This window comes from Sanguibacter suarezii NBRC 16159, assembly GCF_001552735.1.
Lineage (GTDB): Bacteria > Actinomycetota > Actinomycetes > Actinomycetales > Cellulomonadaceae > Sanguibacter > Sanguibacter suarezii.
Genome location: NZ_BCRT01000022.1, coordinates 76,291 through 99,179 on the forward strand (window position 1 = coordinate 76,291; position 22,889 = coordinate 99,179).

Sequence of the window (22,889 nt, forward strand, 5' to 3'; positions counted from 1 at the left end):
GGCGGCGTGCGATGCGGACGAAGGAGCCTGGGTGCGATGACAGAACTCGCGATCGACTACTGCGGGGAGTGGTTCCGGCCGAGCCTGGACGAACCCTTCGACATCGGCCGAGAGGCCGACCTCACCATCGACGACAACCCTTACCTGCACCGCCGGTTCCTGAGGTTCACCCACACCGACGGGATCTGGTGGCTGTCCAACATCGGCTCGCTCATCTCGGTGACCGTGTGCGACGCGAGCGGGGGCGTGCAGTCCTGGCTCTCGCCCGGCAACCGCCTGCCCATCGTCTTCAGCACGACCACCGTCGTCTTCACCGCGGGCCCCACGACCTACGAGCTGCTCGTGCACCTGGAAGGCACCCCGTCCCAGGAGATCGTGCCCGACGACGCGCTCGTGGGCGAGACGACCATCGGCGCCATCTCCTTCACCACCAGCCAGAAGCAGCTCATCGTCTCGCTGTGCGAGCCGATGCTCAAGCGTGACGGCGCGGGCCTGAGCGAGATCCCCTCGACCGCCGAGGCCGCCAAGCGGCTGGGATGGGCCACCACCCGCTTCAACCGCAAGCTCGACAACGTCTGCGACAAGCTCGACCGGATGGGTGTCAAGGGTCTGCGCGGGGGACCGAAGCAGCTGGCCACCAACCGCCGGTCCCGGCTGGTGGAGTACGCGGTCACCTCGCGCCTGGTGACCCCGGCCGACCTGCCCCTCCTCGATGTGGCCTCGGAGGACTGATGGGTGACGTGCTGACCTTCCCCAGCGACGCCTTCCCCGCCTACCCGAGCCTGCAGGTGGCCCAGCCGCAGGGCTGGGTCGGGCTGGCGGGCGTCGGGCTGCCGCTCGCTCTCGCCCAGGAGGTGCCGGCAGGCCAGTTCCGCCCGAACGTGCTGGTCACGGTCACGCGCTTCGGCGCTGACTTCACCGTCGCCGCTGCCCGCAAGGACGTGGCCAAGCGGCTCAAGGCTCTGCCGCGCTTCACCGAGACGCTGCGTGAGGACGCCGCCGAGATGCTCGGTGTGAGCGGACTGCGGGTCGAGGGCTACTTTTCCGACGGGAAGGGTGGAACTCTTGTGCAGGCCTTGCGGATGTGCGTCCTGCCAGCGGGTCCGGTCTTTGATGTGGTGCAGATCACGGGGACGTGCGCCGGGACGCAGGTCGACTCAGCTTTCGCCCAGATCCGTGAGATTCAGGACTCTCTCATCCTCATCTGACCCGATTTACCGGGTGTAACACTCGTCCGTCCTGCGAGACGCTGTATCCACAGGGCGAGATGTTTGGGAATGTTGGCATCTTGCGCATGCGCCTAGACTTTGAGAAGTCTTGAGATCTGAACCCCAGATGCACTCGCCGACTCCAACCGGAAGGCATGAAATTCCGTGAGCACTGACCGTCAACTCCGCGTGGCCATCGTGGGGGCCGGCCCGGCCGGCATCTACGCCGCCGACATCCTGTCCAAGACGGATCTCGACGTGTCCATCGACCTCTTCGAGCGCCTGCCGGCCCCGTTCGGGCTGGTGCGCTACGGCGTCGCCCCCGACCACCCGCGGATCAAGCAGATCATCACTGCGCTGCACAAGGTCCTCGAGCGCGGCGACATCCGCCTGCTGTCCAACGTCGACTACGGCATCGACCTCAAGCTCGACGACCTGCGTCAGTTCTACGACGCCGTGATCTTCTCGACCGGTGCGATCACCGACGCCGCCCTGCCCATCCCGGGCGCGGACCTCGACGGGTCCTACGGCGCAGCGGACTTCGTCTCCTGGTACGACGGCCACCCCCACGTGCCGACCACCTGGCCGCTGGAGGCTCAGCAGGTCGCCGTGATCGGCGCCGGCAACGTCGCCCTCGACGTCGCCCGGATCCTGTCCAAGCACGCCGACGACCTCCTGGTCACCGAGATCCCGGACAACGTCTACGAGGGACTGAAGAGCTCCCCGGTCACCGACGTGCACGTCTTCGCCCGTCGTGGCCCCGCCCAGGCGAAGTTCTCCCCGCTCGAGCTCCGCGAGCTCGGCCACGTCCGCGACGTGGACGTCATCGTCTACCCCGAGGACTTCGAGTTCGACGAGGGATCGATCGCCGCGATCGGCTCGTCCAACCAGACCAAGCAGATCGTCAAGACGCTCACGGACTGGACCCTCAACGACCCGTCGACCTTCTCCGCCTCGCGTCGTCTGCACCTGCACTTCCTGCACGCCCCGGCCGAGATCCTCGACACCGACGGCGACGGCAAGGTCGACGCGCTGCGCACCGAGCGCACCCGGCTCAACGGCGACGGCACCGTCTCTCGCACCGGTGAGTTCCACGACTGGCCCGTGCAGGCCGTGTACCGCGCCGTCGGCTACTTCGGCTCGCCGCTGCCCGAGCTGCCGTTCGACGACCGCAAGGGCGTCATCCCCAACGCCGAGGGTCGCGTCGTCGACATCGACGGCGAGCAGGTCCCGGGCGTGTACTGCACCGGGTGGATCAAGCGCGGCCCCGTCGGTCTCATCGGGCACACCAAGTCCGACGCCTCGGAGACCATCCGCAACCTCGTCGAGGACGCCCTGACCCAGGACGGCTTCGCCTCGGCCACCCAGCCGGACCCGGACGCCATCACGAGCTTCCTCGCCGACCGCGGCGTCGAGGTCATCGAGTGGTCCGGCTGGGAGCTGCTCGACGCCCACGAGCGCGCCCTCGGTGAGGCCAAGGGCCGCGAGCGGATCAAGGTCATCTCCCGCGACGAGATGATCGAGATCGCCCGAGGCGCACAGCAGTAGTCCGCCGTCCGGCAGCAGTCACGTGCTGCCACCTGCTGTCACCTGCTGTCACACAGCACCGCCAGGCCCCTGTGAGTATCCTGAATCGGGAACGCTCACAGGGGCCTGTGCGTTGACATGTGCAGACGTGCGTCGTCCGTCGTGTGCATTCCTGGCACCGCGACGCACGAGGTGGAGAGAGGTGGCGCACGTGGGACACAAGCACTTCAACGGCCTCAAGACTGCCGTCCTGTTCGGCATCATGTGGGCCTTCCTGCTCGGGCTCTGGGCGATCGTCGGAGGCGGCAGCACATCGATGCTGGTGCTGTTCTGCGGGATCGGCCTGATCGGCACCGCCTACGGCTACTGGAACTCCGACAAGCTCGCCATCCGGGCCATGCACGCCCGGCCCGTGAGCGAGATCGAGCAGCCGGTCATGTACCGGATCGTCCGCGAGCTCTCGACGGCGGCGCGCCAGCCCATGCCCCGTCTCTACGTCTCCCCGACGCCTGCCCCGAACGCCTTCGCCACCGGGCGCAACCCGCAGAACGCGGCTGTGTGCTGCACGGAGGGCATCCTGGCCATCCTCGACGAGCGCGAGCTGCGCGGGGTGCTCGGCCACGAGCTCATGCACGTCTACAACCGCGACATCCTCACGTCCTCGATCGCTGCTGCCTTCGCCGGGATCATCACCGGGCTGGCGCAGTTCCTCATGTTCTTCGGCGGGGACCGGGAGCGCGGAGGCAACCCCATCGCCGCGCTGTTCATGGCCTTCCTCGCGCCGGTCGCGGCCAGCCTCATCCAGCTGGCGATCTCCCGCACCCGCGAGTACGACGCCGACGAGGACGGCGCCAAGCTCACCGGCGACCCCCTAGCCCTCGCCTCCGCCCTGCGCAAGCTCGAGGCCGGGACGCAGCGCATGCCACTGCCGCAGAACCAGAACCTCGTGGACGTCTCGCACATGATGATCGCCAACCCCTTCCGCGGCGGCGGCATGGGCAAGCTCTTCGCGACCCACCCGCCCATGACTGAGCGGATCAACCGCCTGGAGCGGATGGCCGGGCTGCCCGGCGCCCCACGGGTGTGAACCGGGGCTGACGGTCGTAGCCCTGAGGCAGGCGCAGCCCTGAGGTGGGCAGCGCCCTCGCCTACGGGACGAGCAGCCCCTCGAGCGCCTGGGCGACGCCGTCGTCGTCGTTGGAGGCGGTGATGTGGGTGGCTGCGGCCAGCACGGCGTCGTGGGCGTTGGCGACGGCGAAGGAGGTGCCTGCCCAGGTGAGCATCGGCAGGTCGTTGGGCATGTCGCCGAAGGCCCAGACGTCGCGGGCGTCCACCTCGTGCCCGGTGCACCACCGGGCCAGGGCAGCGGCCTTGCTCACCCCCGGAGCGGTCATCTCCGCGAGCCCCGTCGCGCCGGAGTAGGCCAGCTGGGCGCGGGCCCCGATCACGGACTCGACCCGCGCGAAGAACGCGTCGTCGGGCATGGACGTGAGGCGCGCGAGCAGCTTGCCCACCGGCTCGTCGAGGTGGTCCTCGACGGTCGATCGGTGGGCGTCTGCGGGCGCGTGATGGTCGTGGGTGTAGTGCGGGTCGAACACGGCGCCGCTGGGCCGCTCCAGACCCAGCTCGACGCCGGGCAGCGCCGCACGAAGGTCAGCTACCACCTCCGCCAGGGCCGGGGCGTCGAAGCCGTGGACCTGGGAGACGGTCCCGGTGGCGACCTCCACCACGCACGAGCCGTTGAGGCAGATCGCCAACCCGTGCCCGCCCACCGCGCCGGCGACGGCGGCGAGCCAGCGCGGTGGCCGTGCGGTCACGAAGACCACGTGGATCCCGCGGTCGTCAAGACCGGCGAGCACGCTGCGGGTGCGGTCCGAGAGGGACCCGTCACTGCGCAGCAGCGTGCCGTCGAGGTCGGTCGCGACGACCTGCGGGGCCGTCACCTCAGCGGTAGTTGGTGAACTGGACCGCGAAGTCGAGGTCGGCGCCCTTGAGCAGGGCCTGGACCTCCTGGAGGTCGTCGCGGGACTTGCTGGTCGCGCGGACCTCGTCACCGGTGATCTGCGTCTTGACGCCCTTGGGGCCCTCTTCGCGAATGATCTTGGTGACCTTCTTGGCGTTCTCGCCGGCCAGGCCCTCCTTGAGGCTGACCTCGAGGCGGTACTCCTTGCCCGAGAGCTGGGGACCGTTCTCCGGGACGTCAAGGTGCTTGAGCGAGACCCCACGCTTGATGAGCTTGGTCTCGAGCACGTCGAGGATGGCCAGGACACGCTCCTCGGAGTTCGCGGTCATGACGATCTTCTCGCCGCTCCACGCGATCGAGGCGCCGATGTTCTTGAAGTCGTAGCGCTGGGCTACTTCCTTGACTGCCTGGTTGAGAGCGTTGTCGACCTCTTGGCGGTCGACCTTGCTCACGATGTCCATCGATGAATCAGCCACGATAGGTCTCCTGTCGCACTGTAGAAATGGGCTGATCCCACCGTATCCGATCCGGCCGCACCAGCCCCACCGCATCTGCGGTGGTGGGAGGCGATCTGCCCTGGTCCGCGACGTCGCGGGCGCGCGGAGCGTGCCGACGCCGGCCACTGGGTCGGTCAGCGGGTGGGGGACAGGCGCATCGCGCGAGAGGCGTGCAGCGCGTCGACGGTGAGGATGGTCAGGGCGACCCACACGAGGGCGAAGCCCGCCCACCGCAGCGGCGGCATGTGCTCGTCGAAGACGAGGACTCCCACGAGGAGCTGCATGATCGGAGCGATGTACTGCAGCATCCCGATGACTCGCAGCGGCAGGATGCGGGCCGCGCCACCGAAGCAGAGCAGCGGCAGCGCGGTCACGATGCCCGACGACGCCAGCAGCAGGGCGTGCCCCGCGCCGTCCTGCAGGAAGGTGCTCGTGCCCTGAGCGGTGAGCCAGAGGATGTAGGCCAGGGCCACCGGGGTGAGCACGGTGGTCTCGACGGCGAGGCTGGGCACAGCCGACACGTGAGGGCCCACGCGGTTCTTGATCAGACCGTAGAAGCCGAAGGTCAGTGCCAGGCCGAGGGAGAGCCACGGCACGGCGGCCAGGCCTACGGTGATGACGATCACTGCCGCCAGGCCGAAGCCCAGGGCCACCCACTGGGCCGGTCGCAGCTTCTCCTTGAGCACGATCACGGCGAGCAGCACCGTGACGAAGGGGTTGATGAAGTACCCGAGCGAGGCGTCCACGACATGACCGGAGGTCACGGCGAAGACGTAGATCATCCAGTTCACCGCGACGAGGACGGCGGCCACGGACAGTGCGAGCAGCAACCGGCGCGAGCGCAGCACCTGCACGAACTGGCGGATCTGGCGGGTCAGGAGCAACAGCACGAGGCAGAAGAGCAGGCTCCACACGACCCGGTGAGCGATGATCTCGAGGGCGCCCGCGGGGGAGAGCAGCGGGAAGTAGAGGGGGAGCGCGCCCCACATGACGTAGCACGCGATCCCGAGCGTCATCCCCCAGCGCACCGACGGCGTGCGGCTGTCCGGGGTGGTGGTCGTGGGGGAGGCGAGGGTCTCGGGCACGGGTCAACGATACGAGCGACGGCTGCCGAGCACGTCCTGGTAGACCCCGTCGCCAGCCGTCCGGGCGCCGATTTCCTCTCACCGGGTCTGTCTTGTATCGTTGTCTCGCTCCTGCAGATCGGTTCCATGACTGAGGTCATGAGGCAGATCCGGAGGAGAAGCTCGGCGGCTTGCCCGAGCGGCCAAAGGGAGCAGACTGTAAATCTGCCGTGTAATGCTACGTGGGTTCGAATCCCTCAGCCGCCACACATGAGGGCGCCATCCATCGGATGGCGCCCTTTGTGCATCCACGACCTGTGCATCCTCGACCCGTGCGTCCATGACGTGTCCGGTCGGCGCGATCGACGACCTGGTCGCGGTGCTCGACGGCCGCTGGACGGCCTCCCGGACGGCCCGTGTCGGCCCCTGCCAGCCGCGTCGTCGTCTCCCGCACGGCGCCCTGCGGCCCCCCTGCGAGAGGCCCCGTGCCCGCGGGTGGGCGGGTGGTGCGAAGGAGGCCTCGGCTCATGTATCGTTGGCGCGTCGCGGATCGCAAGGGCCGAGATCGTTCCCCCGGGAGCCGATTTCATGAACCAGCCCAGATGCATGTATCGTTTTCCGCGCTGCCCCCGTAGCTCAGTGGTAGAGCGCAGTCTTGGTAAGACTGAGGTCATGGGTCCGATTCCCATCGGGGGCTCTGTTGGTGCGATGCCGGTCGGCGTGGGAATATTTTTCTCATGCCGGTCGCTGAGCATCGATGCGGCGGGGTAGCTCAGTTGGTCAGAGCGCACGGCTCATAATCGTGAGGTCGCGGGTTCGAGCCCCGCCCCCGCTACCAGCACTGGCAACACTGCGCGCGCCGGCCGGCGGTGCGCGTCAACGAAGTACGTAGCGCCCCGGCGGCGCGAGAGGTGGCACGACCGTGGCTAAGAGTACTGACGTTCGCCCCAAGATCACGCTTGCATGCGTTGAGTGCAAGGAGCGCAACTACATCACCAAGAAGAACCGTCGGAACACCCCCGACCGTCTCGAGCTGGCGAAGTTCTGCCCGCGCTGCGGCAAGCACAACGCCCACCGCGAGACCCGCTGACCGTCTCGGTCAGCACGCAGCAGCGATGACGACTTCTTCCGTCAACCTCGACTTTGTCGGGCGCGAGTATCCGGCCAACGCCCCGTACTCGGTTGGTCGGGAGAAGATCCGTGAGTTCGCCGCTGCCGTAGGTTCGACCCACCCCGCGCACCACTCTGTGGACTCTGCGCGGGGTTTGGGCTATCCGGACCTCATCGCGCCTCCCACCTTCGCGGTCATCGTCGCTCAGCGGGCCGAGGCGCAGTACATCGAAGACCCGGCCGCGAGGGTCGACTTCACCCGGGTCGTGCACGCTGACGAGCGCTTCGTCCACCACCGCCCCATCCACGCCGGAGACGAGCTGGTGACCGTGCTCACCGTCGCCTCGATCACCGAGCGATCCGGACTGGCGATGGTCACCACCCGCTGCGACATCTACGCCCTGGACGCTGTGAGCGCTGCGACCGAGCTGGTCTCGACCGTGACGTCGACGCTGGCCGTGCGAGGAGAAGGCCTGTGAGCGCCACGTCCCCCGTCAGCGCCGTCCGCCCTGACATCACGACCCTCGCCGTCGGTGACGTCATCGGCACCCGGTCCGTCGTCGTCGACCGCGCCCGCCTGGTCCGCTACGCCGGCGCGAGCGGTGACTTCAACCCCATCCACTGGAACGACACCGTCGCCGAGAGCGTCGGCCTGCCCGGCGTCATCGCCCACGGCATGTTCACGATGGGTGCGGCTGTGGCTCTCGTGGAGGACTGGGCCGGTGACCCGGGCGCCGTCGTCGACTACCAGACGCGCTTCACCCGTCCGGTCGCCGTCCCCAACCCGGGAGAGGCCGTCGTCGAGGTGTCCGCCGCGATCGGTGCGATCGACCTCGAGGCCCGCACCGTCCGCGTCGACCTCACCGTCACCTTCGAGGGCGCCCGCGTCCTCGGCAAGTCCCAGGCCGTCGTCGCCCTCTAGGCCCCGAGCCCGGCGCCACCACGCCACGCTCTCAGCTCGCACCGTCTCTCCGTGCTCCTGCACGCCCCTTCCCGAACTCGTGAACCCTTCGGCGAACTCGTGAGCAGGACCCGTTCTTTCACCTCGCAACCGCCCGTGCTCACGAGTTCGGCGATCCGCTCACGAGTTCGGGGGTGCGGACGCTCGGGGGCGTGGAGGGCGGGGCCGGTTAGGGGGCTGGTGGCGGGGCGGTGGTGGTGCCGATGACGAGCTCGACGTCGAGGATCGTCACGGTGGGCTCGTCGCCCGCCAGCAGGCTCTGGACGGCGTGGCCGAGGGCTGCGCCCTTCTCGGCGAGGGGCTGCTTGACGGTCGTGAGCACGTCGGCGCCCAGCCACGGCAGGTCGAGGCCGTCGAAGCCGGCGATCGAGACGTCCTCGGGGACCCGCAGGCCCAGCTCGCGCGCGCCGAGGATCGCACCGGCGGCGAGCAGGTCGGACTGGGCGATGATCGCCGTCGGGCGCTGGGACGGGTCGGGGAAGCGATCGGGGGAGAGGATCGCCAGTGCGGCGGCGTGCCCCTGCTCGACGAGGGACGCCTCGGCCTCCCAGCAGACGACCGGGGTGATCCCCGCGTCGGCGAGGCCTTCGAGTCGGTGCTGGGTGGCGGTCCAGTCGACCGGTCCGGCCGGGTCGACCTCGCCGGCGTGGCCGCCGAAGCCGAAGGGCAGCGTGATCGAGGCGAAACGCTCGTGGCCGAGGTCCAGCAGGTACCGCGCGAGCTCGGCAGTGCCTGTCCGGTCGGCGATGCCGACCAGGGGTGCGCCCTCGACGGGGTGGCCTTCGCCGACCACGACGGGGACCCCGCGGCGCTGCAGAGCGTCCAGGGTGGGGTCGTTGGCGTGCACGCCCCAGATGAGGATCGCGACGTCCATGCCCGCGTCCTCGACGAGGGGGGCGACGACGCGGCGTCCGTCGACCGGCGGGGTGCCGGGGATGAGCAGCACGCCGAGCCCGAGGGCGCCGAGGGTGCTGGCCAGGCCGTCGAGCACCTGGACCGAGACCGGGTCGCGGAAGCTGCGACGCAGCTGGTCGCCGATGACGACCCCCACGATCCCGGTGCGCCCTGAGCGCAGCTGGCGGCCCAGCGGGTTGGGGCCCCGGTAGCCGAGGTCGGCTGCGGCCGCGAGAACCTTGGCGCGGGTCTTCTCCGCGATCGGTCCCGAGGACGCGAAGGCGAGCGAGGCAGTGGACAGGGAGACCCCGGCCGCCTCGGCGACGCTCGCAAGGGTCGGTTTGTGTGCCGACACGTCCACCTCACATTTTTGCTCGAGTAACCCAATTGACGGAGGCCGCCAGCGTACCCGACAATTGTGACACTGCCTCGAAACGATTCGATCGAATCGTGGAGGGCGATCGAATCGATTCGAAGACGAGGGAACAACGCATTAAGGCTCCAACCACTCCCGAACAGCAGGTCCACCGCGCACGGATGGGCCTGCTCGGCCTGTTCCTGCTCCTAGGGATCAACACCTCCAGCTGGCTCGCGCGCCTGCCCACGGTCCGCGAGCTGCTCGGACTGAGCACCTCTGAGCTCGGCGCGGTGCTGCTCGTCGGTGCCGTCGGCTCGCTCGTGGCGGTGACGCTCGCCGGATCGATCGTCGCCCGCTTCGGCGGACGGCGGGTGCTCGTGGTGGCCGCGATCGCCAGCTTCTTCGCCCTCACCCTCGAGGGCATCGGTCCGACCATCGGGTCCACCCTCGTCCTCGCCATCGGGCTCGTGCTCAACGGCATGTCCATCGCCCTCATGAACGTCCCGCAGAACGTGGAGACCGCGGCTGTCGAGCGGCGCATGGGCCGCGCAGTCCTGCCCCAGTTCCATGCCGCCTTCTCGATCGGTGCCGTCGTGGGCTCGCTCATCGGCGCTGGTGCCTCCATGCTCGAGGTGCCGATCATCGTGCAGTTCTCGACCATCGCCGCCATCACCCTCGTCTGGCGCCTGGTCTCCATCCCGCACGTCGTCCTGGACACGCACCTGCCCGACGCCGTCCGCTGGGACCGCGCGGACACCGCGCGCACGGCGCGCGTGCGCAAGGCCGAGATCCGCGCCGGCGTCGTCGTCCCGGAGGCCGGCACCACGGGAGCGCGTGCCGCCATGGGGGCCCGCAAGGCGAGCCTCGGCTCCGCCCTGGCCGCGTGGCGGGAGCCGCGGACGCTGTTCATCGGGATCGTCTGCATGGCGGCCTCGCTGTCGGAAGGATCGGCCAACAACTGGTTGCCCATCGCCGTCGTGGACGGCTTCGCCGAGACCGAGGCGATCGGCGCCTTCGTCTTCGGTGCCTTCGTCACCGCCATGACCGTCATCCGGATGTTCGGCACGCGCCTCATCGACCGCTACGGTCGTGTGGTCACGCTGCGCCTGTCCGGTGTGATCGCCATCGTCGGTCTGCTGCTCTTCGGCTTCGGACCCACCCTCGTCGTCGCCGGCCTGGGCGCCGTGCTCTGGGGAATGGGTGCTGCCCTCGCCGTGCCGCTCGCGATCGCCGCCGCCTCGGACGACCCGCTCAAGGCTGCCGCCCGCGTCTCGGTCGTCTCTGCCTTCGCCTCGATGTCCTCCCTGGCTGCACCTCCGCTGCTCGGCCTGGCCGCTGAGGCCATCGGCGCCCGGCACGCGCTCACTCTCATCGTCGTCGCGCTCGTGGCCAGCCTCCTGCTGTCCAAGCACGTGACCAAGATCCTTCCTGAGGGCGCGACCGTTGCCCAGCCGGGTGCCCATGGCGGCTCGCCGGTGCGGGAGGCGAGCAGTGACGCAGAGGACCAGGACGAGGCAGTCCTCGACGCCGCCGTCCTGGACGCCGCCCTGCTCGACGCCGGCGCCCCCGCTCCGGTGCCGCTCGCCGTCCACGAACGCGTCGACGCATGAGCCAGCGCCGCGACGAGGCCGTCGTCTCCACGGCGGCCAAGGCCGTCTACGCGGTCTTCTTCCTCTCCGGGTTCAACTTCGCCAACTGGGCGTCGCGGCTCCCGCTCGTGCGAGACCTGCTCGGCTACGACCCGGCGCAGATGGGGCGCTTCGTGCTCATCGCCGCCATCGGGTCGATCATCGCGCTGCCGCTGTCCGGGTGGATCGTCCAGCACATCGGTGGTCGCCTGGCCATCGCGATCTTCGCGACCATCAACGTCACCGGGTTCGTCCTGGCGGCCTCGGGCGTGACCCACGCCTCGCTGCCGCTGGCCATCGCCGGGCTCTTTCTGTCCGGCATCGGTCTGGGTGTGTGGGACGCGGCGATGAACCTGGAGGGCGCCGCCGTCGAGCAGCGCCTGGGCCGGGCGATCATGCCGCGCTTCCACGCCAGCTTCTCCTTCGGCACCATGGCTGGGGCCGGTCTGGGGGCGCTCGCCTCACGGGTCGAGATGTCGCTGTTCATGCACCTGTGCGCCGCGGTCGTGGTCTCCCTCGTGCTCGTGCTGGTCGCCGTCCGCTACCTGTTGCCCGACGCCGTGGTGGAGTCCGCCGCGGTGTCAGCGGCTGCGCCCGGAGCGCCTGGTGCGCCCGAGGGCCGCGAGCTCGACGGCGTCGACCCCGCTGTCGCCGTCACGACGGCCAAGCCCAACCCCTTCGGGGCGTGGCTGGAGCGCCGGACCCTGCTCATCGGCGTCGTGGTGCTCGCCGCCGCGCTGACCGAGGGCGCTGCGAACGACTGGCTCAGCCTGGCAGTCGTGGACGGCTTCGACTCCTCGCACTCGACCGGCGCGCTGTCCCTCTTCATCTTCCTCACCGCGATGACCGGCATGCGCCTGCTGGGCACCGCGCTGCTCGACCGGTACGGGCGGGTGACCGTCCTGCGGCTGTCGGCTGGTCTGGCGCTGGCCGGTCTGGTCCTCTTCGGTCTGAGCCCGTGGTTGCCGCTGGCCCTGGTCGGCGTCGTGGGCTGGGGGATGGGCGCCGCGCTGGGCTTCCCGGTGGGGATGAGCGCCGCGAGCGACGACCCGGTGCGCGCGGCCGGACGGTTGAGCGTCGTCTCGACCATCGGCTACACCGCGTTCTTCGCGGGCCCGCCGCTGCTGGGGGAGCTGGCCGCGCACATCGGCTACCGCAACGCCCTGCTGTCGATCGCGTTGCCCCTGGTGCTCGGCCTGCTGGTGTCCGCGGTCGTGGCCTCGCCCGAGGAGCGCCAGCGCCGGGCACCGGAGCGAACTAGTCTGGTGAAGTGACCGTTGATCTTCCAGCTCTGACCGAACCGACCTTCGCCGACCTCACCACGCTGCGCGTCGGCGGTGAGATCGACTCCTACGTGACGACCTCCACCGAGGCCGAGCTCATCGACGCGGTGCGCGCCGTGGACGACGCCGGAGAGCCGCTGCTCATCATCGGCGGCGGCTCCAACCTCCTCGTGGCGGACGAGGGGTTCTCCGGGGTGGTGCTGCGTGACACGCGCACCGGGATCCACCTGGAGAGCGCGGACACCTGCGGCGGGGCAAGCGTCACCGTCCCGGCCGGGCACAGCTGGGACGACCTCGTCGTCGAGGTCATCGAGAACGGCTGGGTGGGCGTCGAGGCGCTGTCCGGCATCCCCGGGACCGTCGGCGCGGCTCCGGTGCAGAACATCGGCGCCTACGGCCAGGAGGTCTCCGGGACCGTGGCCACCGTACGGGTGTGGGACCGCGGAGAGTCGCGGGTGCGCACCCTGGCGCTGACCGACCTCAACTTCGGCTACCGCACCTCCAAGCTCAAGCGGTCCACCCAGCTGCCCGACGCCCTGACCGGAGCAGGGTCGACGGACCCCGTCGACCCGCTCGCCCCGTGGTACCCGAGCCCGCGGTACGTGGTCCTCGACGTGAGCTTCCAGTTCCGCCTCGGGACGCTGTCCGCCCCGATCGCCTACCCCGAGCTCGCCCGTCGGCTCGGCGTCGCTGTCGGTGAGCGCGCCGAGAACGCCGCGGTCCGTGAGGCCGTGCTCGAGCTGCGCGGCAGCAAGGGGATGCTCCTGGACACCGACCCGGCCGCCCCGGACCACGACCGGTGGAGCGCCGGATCCTTCTTCACCAACCCGATCCTGCCCGCCGAGCTCGCCGCCTCCCTGCCCAAGGGCGCGCCGGTGTACCCCGTGCGGTCAGCCATCCCCATCACCACGACCGGGCCGAGCCTGGGCCGGATCGACGAGACCCTGGTCAAGACGTCCGCGGCCTGGCTCATCGAGCAGGCGGGCTTCACCCGCGGCTACGGCGTGGACGGCCCGGACAGCCCGGCCACCCTGTCCACCAAGCACACCCTGGCGATCACCAACCGCGGGTCGGCCACGGCCGCGGACATCGTCCGCCTGGCCCGCACCGTGCGCGACGGCGTCCGCGACACCTTCGGCATCGAGCTCGTCCCCGAGCCGGTGCTGGTGGGCGTCTCGCTCTAGCCGCCGGGCCTTGCCGACGGGCCTAGCCGCTCTGGCGCGCCAGCCGGACGTGGCTGACGGTCGGGGAGGCGACCATCTCGACGCAGTCGAGGTCTCTGGCCCGCTCACCCAGCTCGCCGAAGAGACGTTCGCCCGACCCGAGCAGGATCGGCACGACAGCCACGTGGATCTCGTCGACCAACCCGGCCGCCAGGAACTGGCGGACCGTGGACGCACCGCCGCCCAGCCGCACGTCGAGGTCCCCCGCAGCGTCGGTGGCCTGGGCATAGGCGTCCTCGACGCCGCCGTAGACAAAGTGGAAGGTCGTCCCGCCGGACAGGGTCAGCGGCGGACGGGGGTGGTGGGTCAGCACGTACACGGGGTGGTGGAAGGGCGGGTTGGGCCCCCACCAGCCGGTCCACGGCTCGCCGTCGTGGTCCTCTGCCCACGTTCCCCAGTCCCCGCGGACCGGGCCGAACATGTTGCGACCCATGATCGTCGCGCCGATCCCGGTCGTGCCGCGCTGGACGAAGCTGTCGTCCAGCCCCTCGGTGCCGCCGTCGAGCCCGTGGTCCGCGCGGAAGGCGCGGGTGGGGTAGACCCACTCGTGCAGGCGCATGGCACCCACGCCCAGGGGGTCGTCCAGGCTCTGGTCGGGCCCGGCCATGAAGCCGTCGAGAGACATCGAGAGGTTGTACGCGCGGAGCTGGGACATGGCGGCACCTGGCGGTCGTGGAGGGCTTCTCCCTCTCATCGTGGCACCGTCCCGGCGGGTCGCCACCGGCGGGGAGGTGATTGACTGGCTCTCATGGCGGAGAGCGACCCGTGGCTGCCCGACGTGCTCGGGGGAGACTGGGTCGCGCGCACGGTGCCGCTGCTCCCTGACGACGACGGCGAGGTCGTCGCGACCCTCGTCACGCGGCGGGCCACCCTCGACGCCCGAGCAGCCACGTACCGGCCAGACCAGCCGGGCTGGCCAGACCCGCCGGACCGCCCTGACCGGCCCGTGGTGCTCTACATCCACGGCTTCGTCGACTACTTCTTCCAGACGCACCTCGCCGCGCACCTGGCCGCACACGGACTCGACCTCGTGGCGATCGACCTGCACGGCTACGGTCGTTCGCTGCTGCCCCACCAGACCCCGAACTTCTGCATGGACCTGCGTGAGTACGGCGAAGAGCTGGCGGCCGCGACGCGGATCCTGCGCGAGGAGCTGGGCTGTCAGCGTCTTGTGCTCATGGGGCACTCGACCGGCGGTCTGCTCGCCGCGCTGTGGGCGCACAGCGCGACCGGGCGGGCGACGGTCGACGCCCTCGTGCTCAACAGCCCGTTCCTGGACCTCAACCGGCCGTTTGTCGACCGGGTCGTGGGGACCGCGCTCCTCGACGTCGTCGGCGGGCGCGCGCGGTACGTGGTGGTGAAGCACGCGCCGTCGGAGTACTCACGGTCCTTGCACCGCGAGTCCGGCGGGGAGTGGGAGTACGACCGGCGGCTCAAGCCGCCGGAGGGCTTCGCGGTGCTCGCTGGCTGGCTCCGGGCGATCCGGTCGGGCCAGGCTCGCCTGGCCCGGGGGCTGGACCTCGACTGTCCGGTGCTCGTGTGCGCCTCGACCCGCAGCGGACCCAACCGCGCGGACAACCCCGACCTCAACCGCTGCGACGTGATCCTCGACGTGGCCCAGATCGTCGCGCGCGCCCCCGCCCTGGGGTCGGACGTGACGGTCGTGCAGATCGAGGGCGGCATCCATGACCTCGCGCTCTCACCGGAGCCGGCACGCAGCGCCTACCTCGCGGCGGTCGTGGACTGGCTCGCCCAGCACGGGCTGGGCGAGGCGACGGCAAGCGGGCTGGGTGGGTCTAGGCGGGTCTAGACGGTCGGTGGCGGGCTGAGCAGGGCGCCGCGCACGGCGTCGAGGATCGCCTCGTCGGACAGGCCCGCCCCGCGCACCTGGTCGACGAAGGCCCGCGCGGCCTGCTGGACGAGCACGTCCGCAGCGACCGCCCCGTCCGAGATCACCGTCCCCGCCCGACGCCGCGTGGTCACCACTCCCGCGAGCTCGAGCTCGCGATAGGCGCGGGCCACCGTCCCCGCCGCCAGACCGAGGTCGGTCGCGAGCGCGCGGATCGGGGGCAGGCGGTCGCCGGGGGAGAGGTTCTCGGCCGCGACGTGCCCCATGATCTGGGACCGGATCTGCTCGTAGGGCGGGACGCCGGAGTCCAGGTCGATGGTGATCTTCAGGTCCCCGTTCACGCCACTGCCCATCCGGTGCGGCGCGCCTGCTCCGGTGCTGCGGGCACCACGGTGCCCGGCAGGGCGACAGCCGCCGCGGCCACACCGATCGAGGCCAGGGCGCCCAGGAGCAGCAGCACGGCGATGCCCCACGGACCTTCCCGCAGGAAGGGCAGGGCGAGCAGCCCGTAGACGGGAGCCGCCGTCGCGCCGAGGCTGAGCGTTGCGCCCCGCAGCACCCGCTGCGCACTGAGCTGGCGCATCGCCAGGTCCCAGGTCGATGCCGTGTCCGTGATCGCCGGGCGCCGGGCGATGAGCAGCAGGCACCCGCCGCAGGCCAGGAGGATGACGGCGGCCGCCAGGGCGAGCGGCACGGCGTAGAACCATCCGGGGTACGGGCTGGACGCCCAGGTCACGGCCACGCCGTCGGCGGCCATGGTGGTCCGGCCGTAGCTGCGCCCGTCCGGGAGCGCGGTGAGCCCGCCGGCCACCAGCGCGGCGAGCAGCAGGGCGGAGGTGACGCCGAGCAGCACCGCCGCCGGGCGTGGGGTGACGTCGCGGACGGTGCGACGGACCAGGGTGGCGGTGCGGACCGAGCCGGTCGGGCGCGGCCAGGTGATCTCGCCCAGGGCAGAGACCGCGAGGAAGGTCAGCCCGCCGGCGGCGAGGACGAGGCCGGTGATCCGCCCGGCCTCCAGGCCGCGCGCCGAGGACGCGACGGCCGTCATGGTGACCATCGCCAGGACGAGGGCGCACCAGGCGGCGATGTGGATCCGTCGGGCGTGGGTGCGGGCTGCGCTCGCTGCGGTGAGCGGTTCGCGGGCGTCGCCGGGCCTGCGGGTGCGGCGGGTGAGGGTGACGACGACCCCGACCGTCACCGCGACGAGTGCGATGAGCATCACCAGGGTGATGCCGGATATCCAGACAACAGGCGTCATTGCCGTGCTCCGATCGAGTCATTGATCAATGACTCAATACATTAGTGCAAACGAGTCGTCCAGTCACGGGATCAGCACGTAGAGTCGACGCTCATGATCTCCAACGATCCTCAGACCCCGAGCGTGCTCGTCCGTCCCTGGGAGGCCTTCGGCCCGCTCCCGCTGGTCGACGGCGTCGCCCCTGTGACCATCCGCACCACCGTCGGCGAGCTCACCGGCCTGCACGCCGAGCCTGTCGCCGCAGCGCGCGGCACGGTGCTCCTCGTCCCCGGGTTCACCGGGTCGAAGGAAGACTTCCTCCCGCTGCTGCCGCTGCTCGCCGCGCAGGGCTGGGACGTCTGGGCCTACAGCCAGCGTGGTCAGGCCGACTCTGTCGCCCCCGAGGGGCACGACGCCTACCGGCTCGAGGACTTCGCCGCCGATGCCTGCGAGGTCGCTGACATCGTCGGCGGCGGTGCCCCGGTCCACCTCGTCGGTCACAGCTTCGGCGGCCTCGTCGCCCGCGCGGCTGCCCTGCGGTCCCCGCAGGCCTTCGCTGACGTGGTGCTCCTGTGCTCGGGGCCGCGCGGTTTCGGCTCGAGCAAGGACGACCTGCGCTCGATCGTCGACGAGAGCGGCTCCTTGGGCCTGTGGGCGAACGCCAACCCGGCCCTGGCCGAGCTGCCCGCCACCGACCTCGAGCCCTACGACGCCTACCGCAGGCTGCGGGCCGAGCTCACCTCACCGGACAACCTGCGGGCGATCATGGACGTCCTGTGGGACACCACGGACCGCACGGTCGAGCTGCGCGAGACCGGGCTGCCGGTGCTCGTCGCGCACGGCGCGACCGACGACGCCTGGCCGCAGGCGTGGCAGAAGGAGATGGCCGAGGTCTTGGACGCGCCGTACCGGGTCATCCCGGACGCCGGGCACTGCCCGGCGGAGGAGAACCCTGCCGCGACCGCCACCCTGCTGGGCGACTACTGGGACGAGCGGCTGGAGGACTGATCCGGCGCTGCCGCCGCCGGTGCAGGGTCCTGCGCCGGCTGAGTCCTCGACGGACGGACCGAGGGCACCTCGCCGACGATCGGCACGGGGCTGCGGTGGAAGCCGACCGAGTACCGCGAGAGCAGCCCGGCGATCGTGGTGAACCGGTTGCGTGACCCGAGCAGCCCCGCCACGTGCACGAAGAGCCACACCCACCAGGCGGGCAGCCCGCGCAGGCGGAGCTTGCCGGCGATGTCGCCCACAGCAGACCGCCGCCCGATGACAGCCAGGGTGCCCTTGTCCAGGTAGCGCAGGGGCGTCGTGGGCCGCCCGGCCATGAGGTTGAGGATCTGCCGGCCGGCGTGGCGACCCCCCTGGATCGCCGGCTGGGCGAGCTGGGGCAGGTCGAAGGGAGTGCTGGCGATGTCCCCGGCGGCGAACACCGCATCGAGCCCCACGACGCGCATGTCCGGTCCGGTCCGCACGCGCCCGTGCTCGTCCAGCGGCAGGTTCCAGCGGCTGACCTCCTCGTGCGGGGCGACTCCGGCCGCCCAGATCGTCAGGTCGGAGCTGATCCGGGTGCCGTCGGTCAGCTCGACGGCGTCGGGCAGCACGGCCGCGACACCGGCTCCCAGCCGCAGCTCGACGTCGCGAGCGGTGAGCTGGTCCTTGGCGTAGCGGCGCAAGGATGCGGGGAAGGCCTTGAGCACCTCGTCCCCGCGCTGGACCACCGTCACCCGGAAGGCGTCGCCGGCGATCTCGGGGTAGGCCGGGCGCAGTCCCTGGTCGCGCAGCTCGGCCAGGGCGCCGGCGACCTCCACCCCGGTCGCCCCACCGCCGACGACCACCAGGTGCAGCCCGTCGGTGTCCGCGCCCACCGCCGCCCGCTCGAGCCGCACGAAGAGCGCGTCGCGGATGGCCAGGGCCTGGGACCGGGAGTACATCGCGAAGGCGTGCTCCTTCGCCCCCGGCGTTCCGAAGTAGCTCGTCGTGACGCCGTTGGCCAGCACGAGGTAGTCGTAGCTGATGACGGCGTCGTCGAGCAGCTGGATGGTCTTGGCGTCGGTGTCGATGGACACCAGCTGCTCGTGGACCACGCGCAGGTTCCGCTGGCGCACCCGCAGGCTGCGCAGGAAGTACATGACGTCACCGGGGTTCAGCCCTCCGGTGGCCACCTGGTAGAGCAGCGGCTGGAAGGTGTTGTAGACCCGCCGGTCCACGAGGGTGACCCGCACCTGGGCCTTGGCCAGCGCACGCACCGCAGCGACGCCGGCGAACCCGCCGCCGACGACGACGACATGGGGCCACCTCTCACGAGGAGCCTCACGGCCGGATGCGCCCGGCTCGCCTGCTGCCGGTGCCGTCATGGCGACCACGTCACAAGGTTCCAGCCGGCGACCGTCCGCAGGCCGTGCTCGGCGCCCAGCACGCAGACCGCCGCGGTCCCCAGCTCGAAGCGGGCCGCGGCGCCCGGGTCGAGGTCGAGCCAGAGCGCGCCGAGCACCCGCAGCAGGTGCCCGTGCGCCACGAGCAGCACGTCCCCGCCGTCGTCCAGGGTCTCGGTCACCTCCTCGATGACCTGCGCAGCCCGGTGCGCCACCTCGGCGAGGGTCTCGCCCCGCGTGCCGTCACCGGCGGAGTCGTCCGCGGCCGGTGGGGCGCCGGGGTGCACGCCGTCGCGGAAGATCTGCCACTCGCGTCCGGCGTCGTCGCTGACCTCCCGGGAGGTGCGTCCCTCGACGGGGCCGTAGTCCCACTCCATGAGGTTGGGGTCCACCAGGGCATCAGGGAACCCGGCCAGCTCCGCGGTGCGCCGGGCCCGCAGCAGCGGGCTGGTGCGCACCTGCGCGAAGCGACGCCCGTCCAGCATCGGCAGCCGAGCGACGAAGCGGCCCGCCGCGACGGCCTGAGCCTCGCCGTCGTTGGTCAGGGTGAGGTCGGTGCGCCCGGTGTGCCGGCGGTCGCGGCTCCACTCGGTCTCACCGTGGCGCAGCAGCACCAGCTGCGGCGTGAAGTCAGCCACCGGCTCAGTCGATGCCGAGGCTGGTGGTCAGCGGCCCGGTCAGGTAGGCGACCGGACCGAGCTGGTCGCCGGTGATGAAACCGGCCGGGGCGTCGATGACCTGGGGGATGCGGTTGACCGTGGTGGCGCAGGTGAGCTCGACGGTCTTGGGCTCGGTGACCACGAGCTCGGTCCGCGGCTCGCCCTCGATGATCCAGTCGTTGTGGTCGACGTCGCGCGGGCCGTAGACCTTGCCGACCACCTCCATGATCAGCGTCGGACCCTGGACCGTCTCGGCCGTGGCCCGGGCCAGCATGCCGATGACCTCGTGCGGGGGCAGCTCCCGGCCGAGGGTGCGGGAGGTGATCGCTCCGCTGGCGAAGATCGGCTCGAGCTCCTGGGTCATGGACGACACGTCCAGGCCCAGCGCCCCGGCGAGCCAGGGCGGCACGTTGAGCGCGAAGGAGGGCAGCGCGGCCGCGCGGATCTCGGCGTCGAAGGTGGCCAGGTCCAGCCCTACCCCGTGGACCTGGGCCAGGGCGATGCCGTAGTCGTCGACGTTGTAGGTCGAGTACCCCCGGATGGTGTCGATCCGGTGGGTCGCGCCGGCGGTCGCTGTGACCAGCGAGCCCCAGAAGACGTCCTGGTAGCCGGTCCCCAGCAGGGTGCAGTCGTTGCGCCGGGCGAGCTCGTCGAGCCGGGCGGTGATCTCGGGGGAGGTGTTCCAGGGGAAAAAGGCCTCTTCGCAGGTGGACACCGCGTTGATGCCGCGGGAGGCGCAGTCCTCGAAGAACGGCTCCATGTCCGTCATGAGCGACAGCAGGGTGAGGACGACGACGTCGGGGATGGTCGCGTCCAGCACGCCCTCGGCGTTGTCGGAGATGGTCACCCCGAGCGGCTCCGTCAGCCCCGCGACCTCGCCGAGGTCACGTCCCACGAGCGCGGGGTCGGTGTCGATCGCGCCGACGATCTCGGCGCCCTTGTCGACGAGGTACCCGGTGATCACCCGGGCCATGTTCCCGCAGCCGTAGATCACGACTCGAACTGGACGAGTAGACATCATTGCCTCCGCAGGTTCACGCGTCGTGGGTGACCGATGCTCCGAGCATAGGCAACGTCACGCGGTCCTGCCGGGGCGGACCGGTCGTCCTCGCAGGATCGACCGGTCCGCACCGCGGGAGTCAGTGGCCTCGAGCGATCCACTCCGCCAGGTGCGGCGCCTCGGCGCCGATGGTGGTGGAGTCCCCGTGCCCGGTGTGCACGACCGTCTCGGGCGGCAGCGTCAGCAGCCGGGTGCGGATCGACTCCACGATGGTCGGGAAGTCGCTGAAGCTGCGCCCGGTCGCCCCCGGCCCACCGGCGAAGAGCGTGTCGCCGGTGAACACGACGGCGAGCTCGGGCACCGAGAAGGACACCGACCCGGGGCTGTGGCCCGGGGTGTGCAGGACGTGCACGTCGGTCCCGGCGACGGTGATCACCTGGCCGTCGGTCAGGTCGTGGGTGGGCGCGGTGCCGGGGTGCGTGAGGGCCCACAGCTCGCGGTCGGCCGGGTGCAGCCAGATGGGAGCACCCAGACGCTCCGCGAGGACGGGCGCCTGACGGACGTGGTCGTCGTGGGCGTGGGTGGCCAGGATCGCCACGACCGTGCGCCCGCCGACCGCCTCGACGATCGCGTCCACGTCGTGCGGGGCGTCCAGGACCACCACCTCGGAGTCGTCCCCGAGGATCCACACGTTGTTGTCGACGTCGAAGGTCTGACCGTCCAGGGAGAAGGTCCCCGACGTGACCAGGTGCTCGACCCGCGCGGTCACAGGACCACGACCGAGCGCAGGACCGTGCCGGACTTCATGGTGGCGAAGGCCTGCTCGACGTCGCCGAGGCCGATCCGCTCGGAGACGAAGGCGTCGAGCGGGAGGCGGCCCTGGCTGTACATCTCCAGCAGCGCCGGGAAGTCGCGCTCGGGCAGGCAGTCCCCGTACCAGGAGGACTTGAGCGACCCGCCGCGACCGAAGACGTCGGCCAGCGGGATCTCGAGCGTCATCTCCGGGGTGGGCACGCCCACGAGCACCACGGTCCCGGCGAGGTCGCGGCCGTAGAAGGCCTGCTTCCAGGTCTCGGGACGCCCGACGGCGTCGATCACCACGTCGGCGCCGACGCCGTCGGTGAGGGCGGCGATGGCCGCGACCACGCCGTCGGTGTCCATGCCGGAGGAGTTGATGGTGTGCGTGGCCCCCAGGGTCCGTGCCCACTCCAGCTTGGAGTCGTCGAGGTCGATCGCGATGATCCGGCGTGCGCCGGCCAGATTCGCGCCGGCCACGGCCGCGCAGCCCACGCCGCCGCAGCCGATGACCGCGACGGTGTCACCGACCTGGACGGGAGCGGTGTTGACCGCCGCGCCCAGCCCGGCCATCACACCGCAGCCGAGCAGCCCGGCGACGGCCGGGTCGACGCCCGGGTCCACCTTGGTCGCCTGGCCGGCGGCCACGAGCGTCTTCTCGGCGAAGGCACCGATGCCGAGCGCGGGGCTCAACGGCGTGCCGTCGAGCAGGGTCATCTTCTGGGTCGCGTTGTGCGTCGCGAAGCAGTACTGCGGGCGGCCGCGACGGCACGCCCGGCACAGCCCGCACACCGCGCGCCAGTTGAGCACGACGGCGTCGCCGACGGCGACGTTCTCGACGCCCTCACCGATCGCCGACACGGTCCCGGCGGCCTCGTGGCCGAGCAGGAAGGGGTAGTCGTCGGTGATGCCACCCTCGCGGTAGTGCAGGTCGGTGTGGCAGACGCCGCAGGCAGCCACGTCGACGACGACCTCACCGGGTCCGGGGTCGGGGACGATGATCTGCACGGTCGAGACGGGCTCATCTTTGGCGAGCGCGACGACGGCGTTGACGGTCCAGGGCATGGTTCTCCTCGATCGGGGGACGGTTTGGTCCCAGGCTACGTGCTCCGCTCCGCCGGGGGTGAAGGTGCAGGTCATCTCCGGTCTGGGGGACCCGCAGCAGGGATGACGCGTCTCATCCCTGAGGAGGAGGCGGCGCCGCGAGCGATCTCGGTCGCCAGCAGGTCCCGTGGACACGGGCGTCCGCCATAGCGTCGAC

At 70.9% G+C, this 22,889-nt stretch carries 24 protein-coding genes and 3 tRNA genes; 15 read left to right on the plus strand and 12 right to left on the minus strand.

What is annotated here, in order from left to right; genetic code table 11:
- Window positions 1–36 precede the first annotated feature (36 nt).
- The 4 genes from SS2_RS16270 (at window position 37) to htpX (ending at window position 3,822) form a co-directional block, all read left to right on the plus strand.
- Window positions 37–732, plus strand: a complete 696-nt coding sequence (locus tag SS2_RS16270; protein ID WP_066466024.1) for an FHA domain-containing protein — start codon at window positions 37–39, stop codon at window positions 730–732.
- A complete protein-coding gene (locus tag SS2_RS16275; RefSeq protein WP_066466027.1) occupies window positions 732–1,208 on the plus strand; it encodes an LpqN/LpqT family lipoprotein in 477 nt (158 codons plus the stop codon). The genes SS2_RS16270 and SS2_RS16275 overlap by 1 nt, the downstream gene beginning before the upstream one ends.
- Before the next feature lie 165 nt (window positions 1,209–1,373).
- Complete coding sequence (locus tag SS2_RS16280; RefSeq protein ID WP_066466028.1) at window positions 1,374–2,756, plus strand: FAD-dependent oxidoreductase; 1,383 nt, start codon at window positions 1,374–1,376, stop codon at window positions 2,754–2,756.
- 190 nt (window positions 2,757–2,946) lie between these two features.
- The gene (gene htpX, locus SS2_RS16285; RefSeq protein WP_066466098.1) at window positions 2,947–3,822 is read left to right on the plus strand and encodes a zinc metalloprotease HtpX; all 876 of its coding nucleotides are present in this window, start codon (window positions 2,947–2,949) and stop codon (window positions 3,820–3,822) included.
- Window positions 3,823–3,883: 61 nt separating this feature from the next.
- On the opposite strand, the gene SS2_RS16290 is transcribed toward htpX, so the two are convergent.
- The 3 genes from SS2_RS16290 to rarD form a co-directional block, all read right to left on the minus strand.
- Window positions 3,884–4,678: an HAD family hydrolase gene (locus SS2_RS16290; protein WP_066466029.1), complete on the minus strand. Its 795-nt coding sequence runs from the start codon at window positions 4,676–4,678 to the stop codon at window positions 3,884–3,886.
- Window position 4,679: 1 nt separating this feature from the next.
- Window positions 4,680–5,174 (minus strand): YajQ family cyclic di-GMP-binding protein, encoded by a 495-nt coding sequence (locus tag SS2_RS16295; protein WP_174523207.1) that lies wholly within the window; start codon window positions 5,172–5,174, stop codon window positions 4,680–4,682.
- Window positions 5,175–5,329: 155 nt separating this feature from the next.
- Window positions 5,330–6,280 carry an EamA family transporter RarD gene (gene rarD / locus SS2_RS16300; protein ID WP_369405225.1) on the minus strand — a complete coding sequence of 317 codons (951 nt, stop codon included), beginning with the start codon at window positions 6,278–6,280 and terminating at the stop codon, window positions 5,330–5,332.
- Window positions 6,281–6,444: 164 nt separating this feature from the next.
- Here rarD and SS2_RS16305 point away from each other — a divergent pair.
- The 6 genes from SS2_RS16305 to SS2_RS16325 all read left to right on the plus strand — a co-directional run bounded on the left by SS2_RS16305 (window position 6,445) and on the right by SS2_RS16325 (window position 8,291).
- Window positions 6,445–6,526, plus strand: a tRNA-Tyr gene (locus tag SS2_RS16305).
- A 358-nt stretch (window positions 6,527–6,884) separates the two neighbouring features.
- Window positions 6,885–6,956: transfer RNA gene (locus tag SS2_RS16310), tRNA-Thr, on the plus strand.
- A 64-nt stretch (window positions 6,957–7,020) separates the two neighbouring features.
- Window positions 7,021–7,097 (plus strand) — tRNA-Met (locus SS2_RS16315).
- A gap of 84 nt (window positions 7,098–7,181) precedes the next feature.
- Window positions 7,182–7,349 (plus strand): 50S ribosomal protein L33, encoded by a 168-nt coding sequence (rpmG, locus tag SS2_RS17200; protein ID WP_083942359.1) that lies wholly within the window; start codon window positions 7,182–7,184, stop codon window positions 7,347–7,349.
- 25 nt (window positions 7,350–7,374) lie between these two features.
- Complete coding sequence (locus SS2_RS16320) at window positions 7,375–7,848, plus strand: FAS1-like dehydratase domain-containing protein (protein ID WP_066466030.1); 474 nt, start codon at window positions 7,375–7,377, stop codon at window positions 7,846–7,848.
- Complete coding sequence (locus tag SS2_RS16325; RefSeq protein WP_066466031.1) at window positions 7,845–8,291, plus strand: MaoC family dehydratase; 447 nt, start codon at window positions 7,845–7,847, stop codon at window positions 8,289–8,291. Before SS2_RS16320 ends, SS2_RS16325 begins: the two co-directional genes overlap by 4 nt.
- A 208-nt stretch (window positions 8,292–8,499) precedes the next feature.
- On the opposite strand, the gene SS2_RS16330 is transcribed toward SS2_RS16325, so the two are convergent.
- Window positions 8,500–9,579: a LacI family DNA-binding transcriptional regulator gene (locus tag SS2_RS16330; protein WP_066466111.1), complete on the minus strand. Its 1,080-nt coding sequence runs from the start codon at window positions 9,577–9,579 to the stop codon at window positions 8,500–8,502.
- Between the two features lie 182 nt (window positions 9,580–9,761).
- Here SS2_RS16330 and SS2_RS16335 point away from each other — a divergent pair, with 182 nt between their 5' ends.
- The 3 genes from SS2_RS16335 to SS2_RS16345 are packed head-to-tail and all read left to right on the plus strand — an operon-like array spanning window position 9,762 to window position 13,677.
- Window positions 9,762–11,192, plus strand: coding sequence for an MFS transporter (locus tag SS2_RS16335; protein ID WP_169796331.1), 1,431 nt, complete (start codon window positions 9,762–9,764; stop codon window positions 11,190–11,192).
- Window positions 11,189–12,484 carry an MFS transporter gene (locus SS2_RS16340; RefSeq protein WP_066466033.1) on the plus strand — a complete coding sequence of 432 codons (1,296 nt, stop codon included), beginning with the start codon at window positions 11,189–11,191 and terminating at the stop codon, window positions 12,482–12,484. The genes SS2_RS16335 and SS2_RS16340 overlap by 4 nt, the downstream gene beginning before the upstream one ends.
- Window positions 12,481–13,677 carry a UDP-N-acetylmuramate dehydrogenase gene (locus SS2_RS16345; RefSeq protein WP_066466035.1) on the plus strand — a complete coding sequence of 399 codons (1,197 nt, stop codon included), beginning with the start codon at window positions 12,481–12,483 and terminating at the stop codon, window positions 13,675–13,677. The genes SS2_RS16340 and SS2_RS16345 overlap by 4 nt, the downstream gene beginning before the upstream one ends.
- A 22-nt stretch (window positions 13,678–13,699) precedes the next feature.
- On the opposite strand, the gene SS2_RS16350 is transcribed toward SS2_RS16345, so the two are convergent.
- On the minus strand, window positions 13,700–14,371 hold the full coding sequence (locus SS2_RS16350) for a dihydrofolate reductase family protein (RefSeq protein ID WP_066466036.1): 672 nt from the start codon (window positions 14,369–14,371) through the stop codon (window positions 13,700–13,702).
- 93 nt (window positions 14,372–14,464) lie between these two features.
- Between SS2_RS16350 and SS2_RS16355 the strand changes: the two genes are divergently transcribed.
- Window positions 14,465–15,526, plus strand: coding sequence for an alpha/beta hydrolase (locus SS2_RS16355; protein WP_083942360.1), 1,062 nt, complete (start codon window positions 14,465–14,467; stop codon window positions 15,524–15,526).
- Here SS2_RS16355 and SS2_RS16360 read toward each other — a convergent pair.
- Both SS2_RS16360 and SS2_RS16365 read right to left on the minus strand, forming a co-directional pair.
- Window positions 15,523–15,906 carry a GntR family transcriptional regulator gene (locus SS2_RS16360; protein ID WP_245643666.1) on the minus strand — a complete coding sequence of 128 codons (384 nt, stop codon included), beginning with the start codon at window positions 15,904–15,906 and terminating at the stop codon, window positions 15,523–15,525. The two genes, SS2_RS16355 and SS2_RS16360, sit on opposite strands and share 4 nt — an antisense overlap.
- On the minus strand, window positions 15,903–16,823 hold the full coding sequence (locus tag SS2_RS16365) for a hypothetical protein (RefSeq protein ID WP_157607395.1): 921 nt from the start codon (window positions 16,821–16,823) through the stop codon (window positions 15,903–15,905). The genes SS2_RS16360 and SS2_RS16365 overlap by 4 nt, the downstream gene beginning before the upstream one ends.
- Window positions 16,824–16,916: 93 nt before the next feature.
- On the opposite strand from SS2_RS16365, the gene SS2_RS16370 reads away from it, so the two are divergent.
- A complete protein-coding gene (locus SS2_RS16370; RefSeq protein WP_066466039.1) occupies window positions 16,917–17,810 on the plus strand; it encodes an alpha/beta fold hydrolase in 894 nt (297 codons plus the stop codon).
- Here SS2_RS16370 and SS2_RS16375 read toward each other — a convergent pair.
- From SS2_RS16375 to SS2_RS16395, 5 genes are all read right to left on the minus strand, one after another.
- Entirely contained in the window at window positions 17,783–19,156 is a 1,374-nt protein-coding gene (locus SS2_RS16375; protein WP_083942373.1) for an NAD(P)/FAD-dependent oxidoreductase, read from the minus strand. The genes SS2_RS16370 and SS2_RS16375 overlap by 28 nt on opposite strands.
- On the minus strand, window positions 19,153–19,812 hold the full coding sequence (locus SS2_RS16380) for a histidine phosphatase family protein (RefSeq protein WP_066466040.1): 660 nt from the start codon (window positions 19,810–19,812) through the stop codon (window positions 19,153–19,155). The genes SS2_RS16375 and SS2_RS16380 overlap by 4 nt, the downstream gene beginning before the upstream one ends.
- A gap of 4 nt (window positions 19,813–19,816) precedes the next feature.
- The gene (locus SS2_RS16385; RefSeq protein WP_217995621.1) at window positions 19,817–20,851 is read right to left on the minus strand and encodes an NAD(P)H-dependent amine dehydrogenase family protein; all 1,035 of its coding nucleotides are present in this window, start codon (window positions 20,849–20,851) and stop codon (window positions 19,817–19,819) included.
- A gap of 121 nt (window positions 20,852–20,972) precedes the next feature.
- Window positions 20,973–21,602 (minus strand): MBL fold metallo-hydrolase, encoded by a 630-nt coding sequence (locus SS2_RS16390; protein WP_066466044.1) that lies wholly within the window; start codon window positions 21,600–21,602, stop codon window positions 20,973–20,975.
- Window positions 21,599–22,693, minus strand: a complete 1,095-nt coding sequence (locus SS2_RS16395) for an S-(hydroxymethyl)mycothiol dehydrogenase (protein ID WP_066466046.1) — start codon at window positions 22,691–22,693, stop codon at window positions 21,599–21,601. The genes SS2_RS16390 and SS2_RS16395 overlap by 4 nt, the downstream gene beginning before the upstream one ends.
- Window positions 22,694–22,889 lie beyond the last annotated feature (196 nt).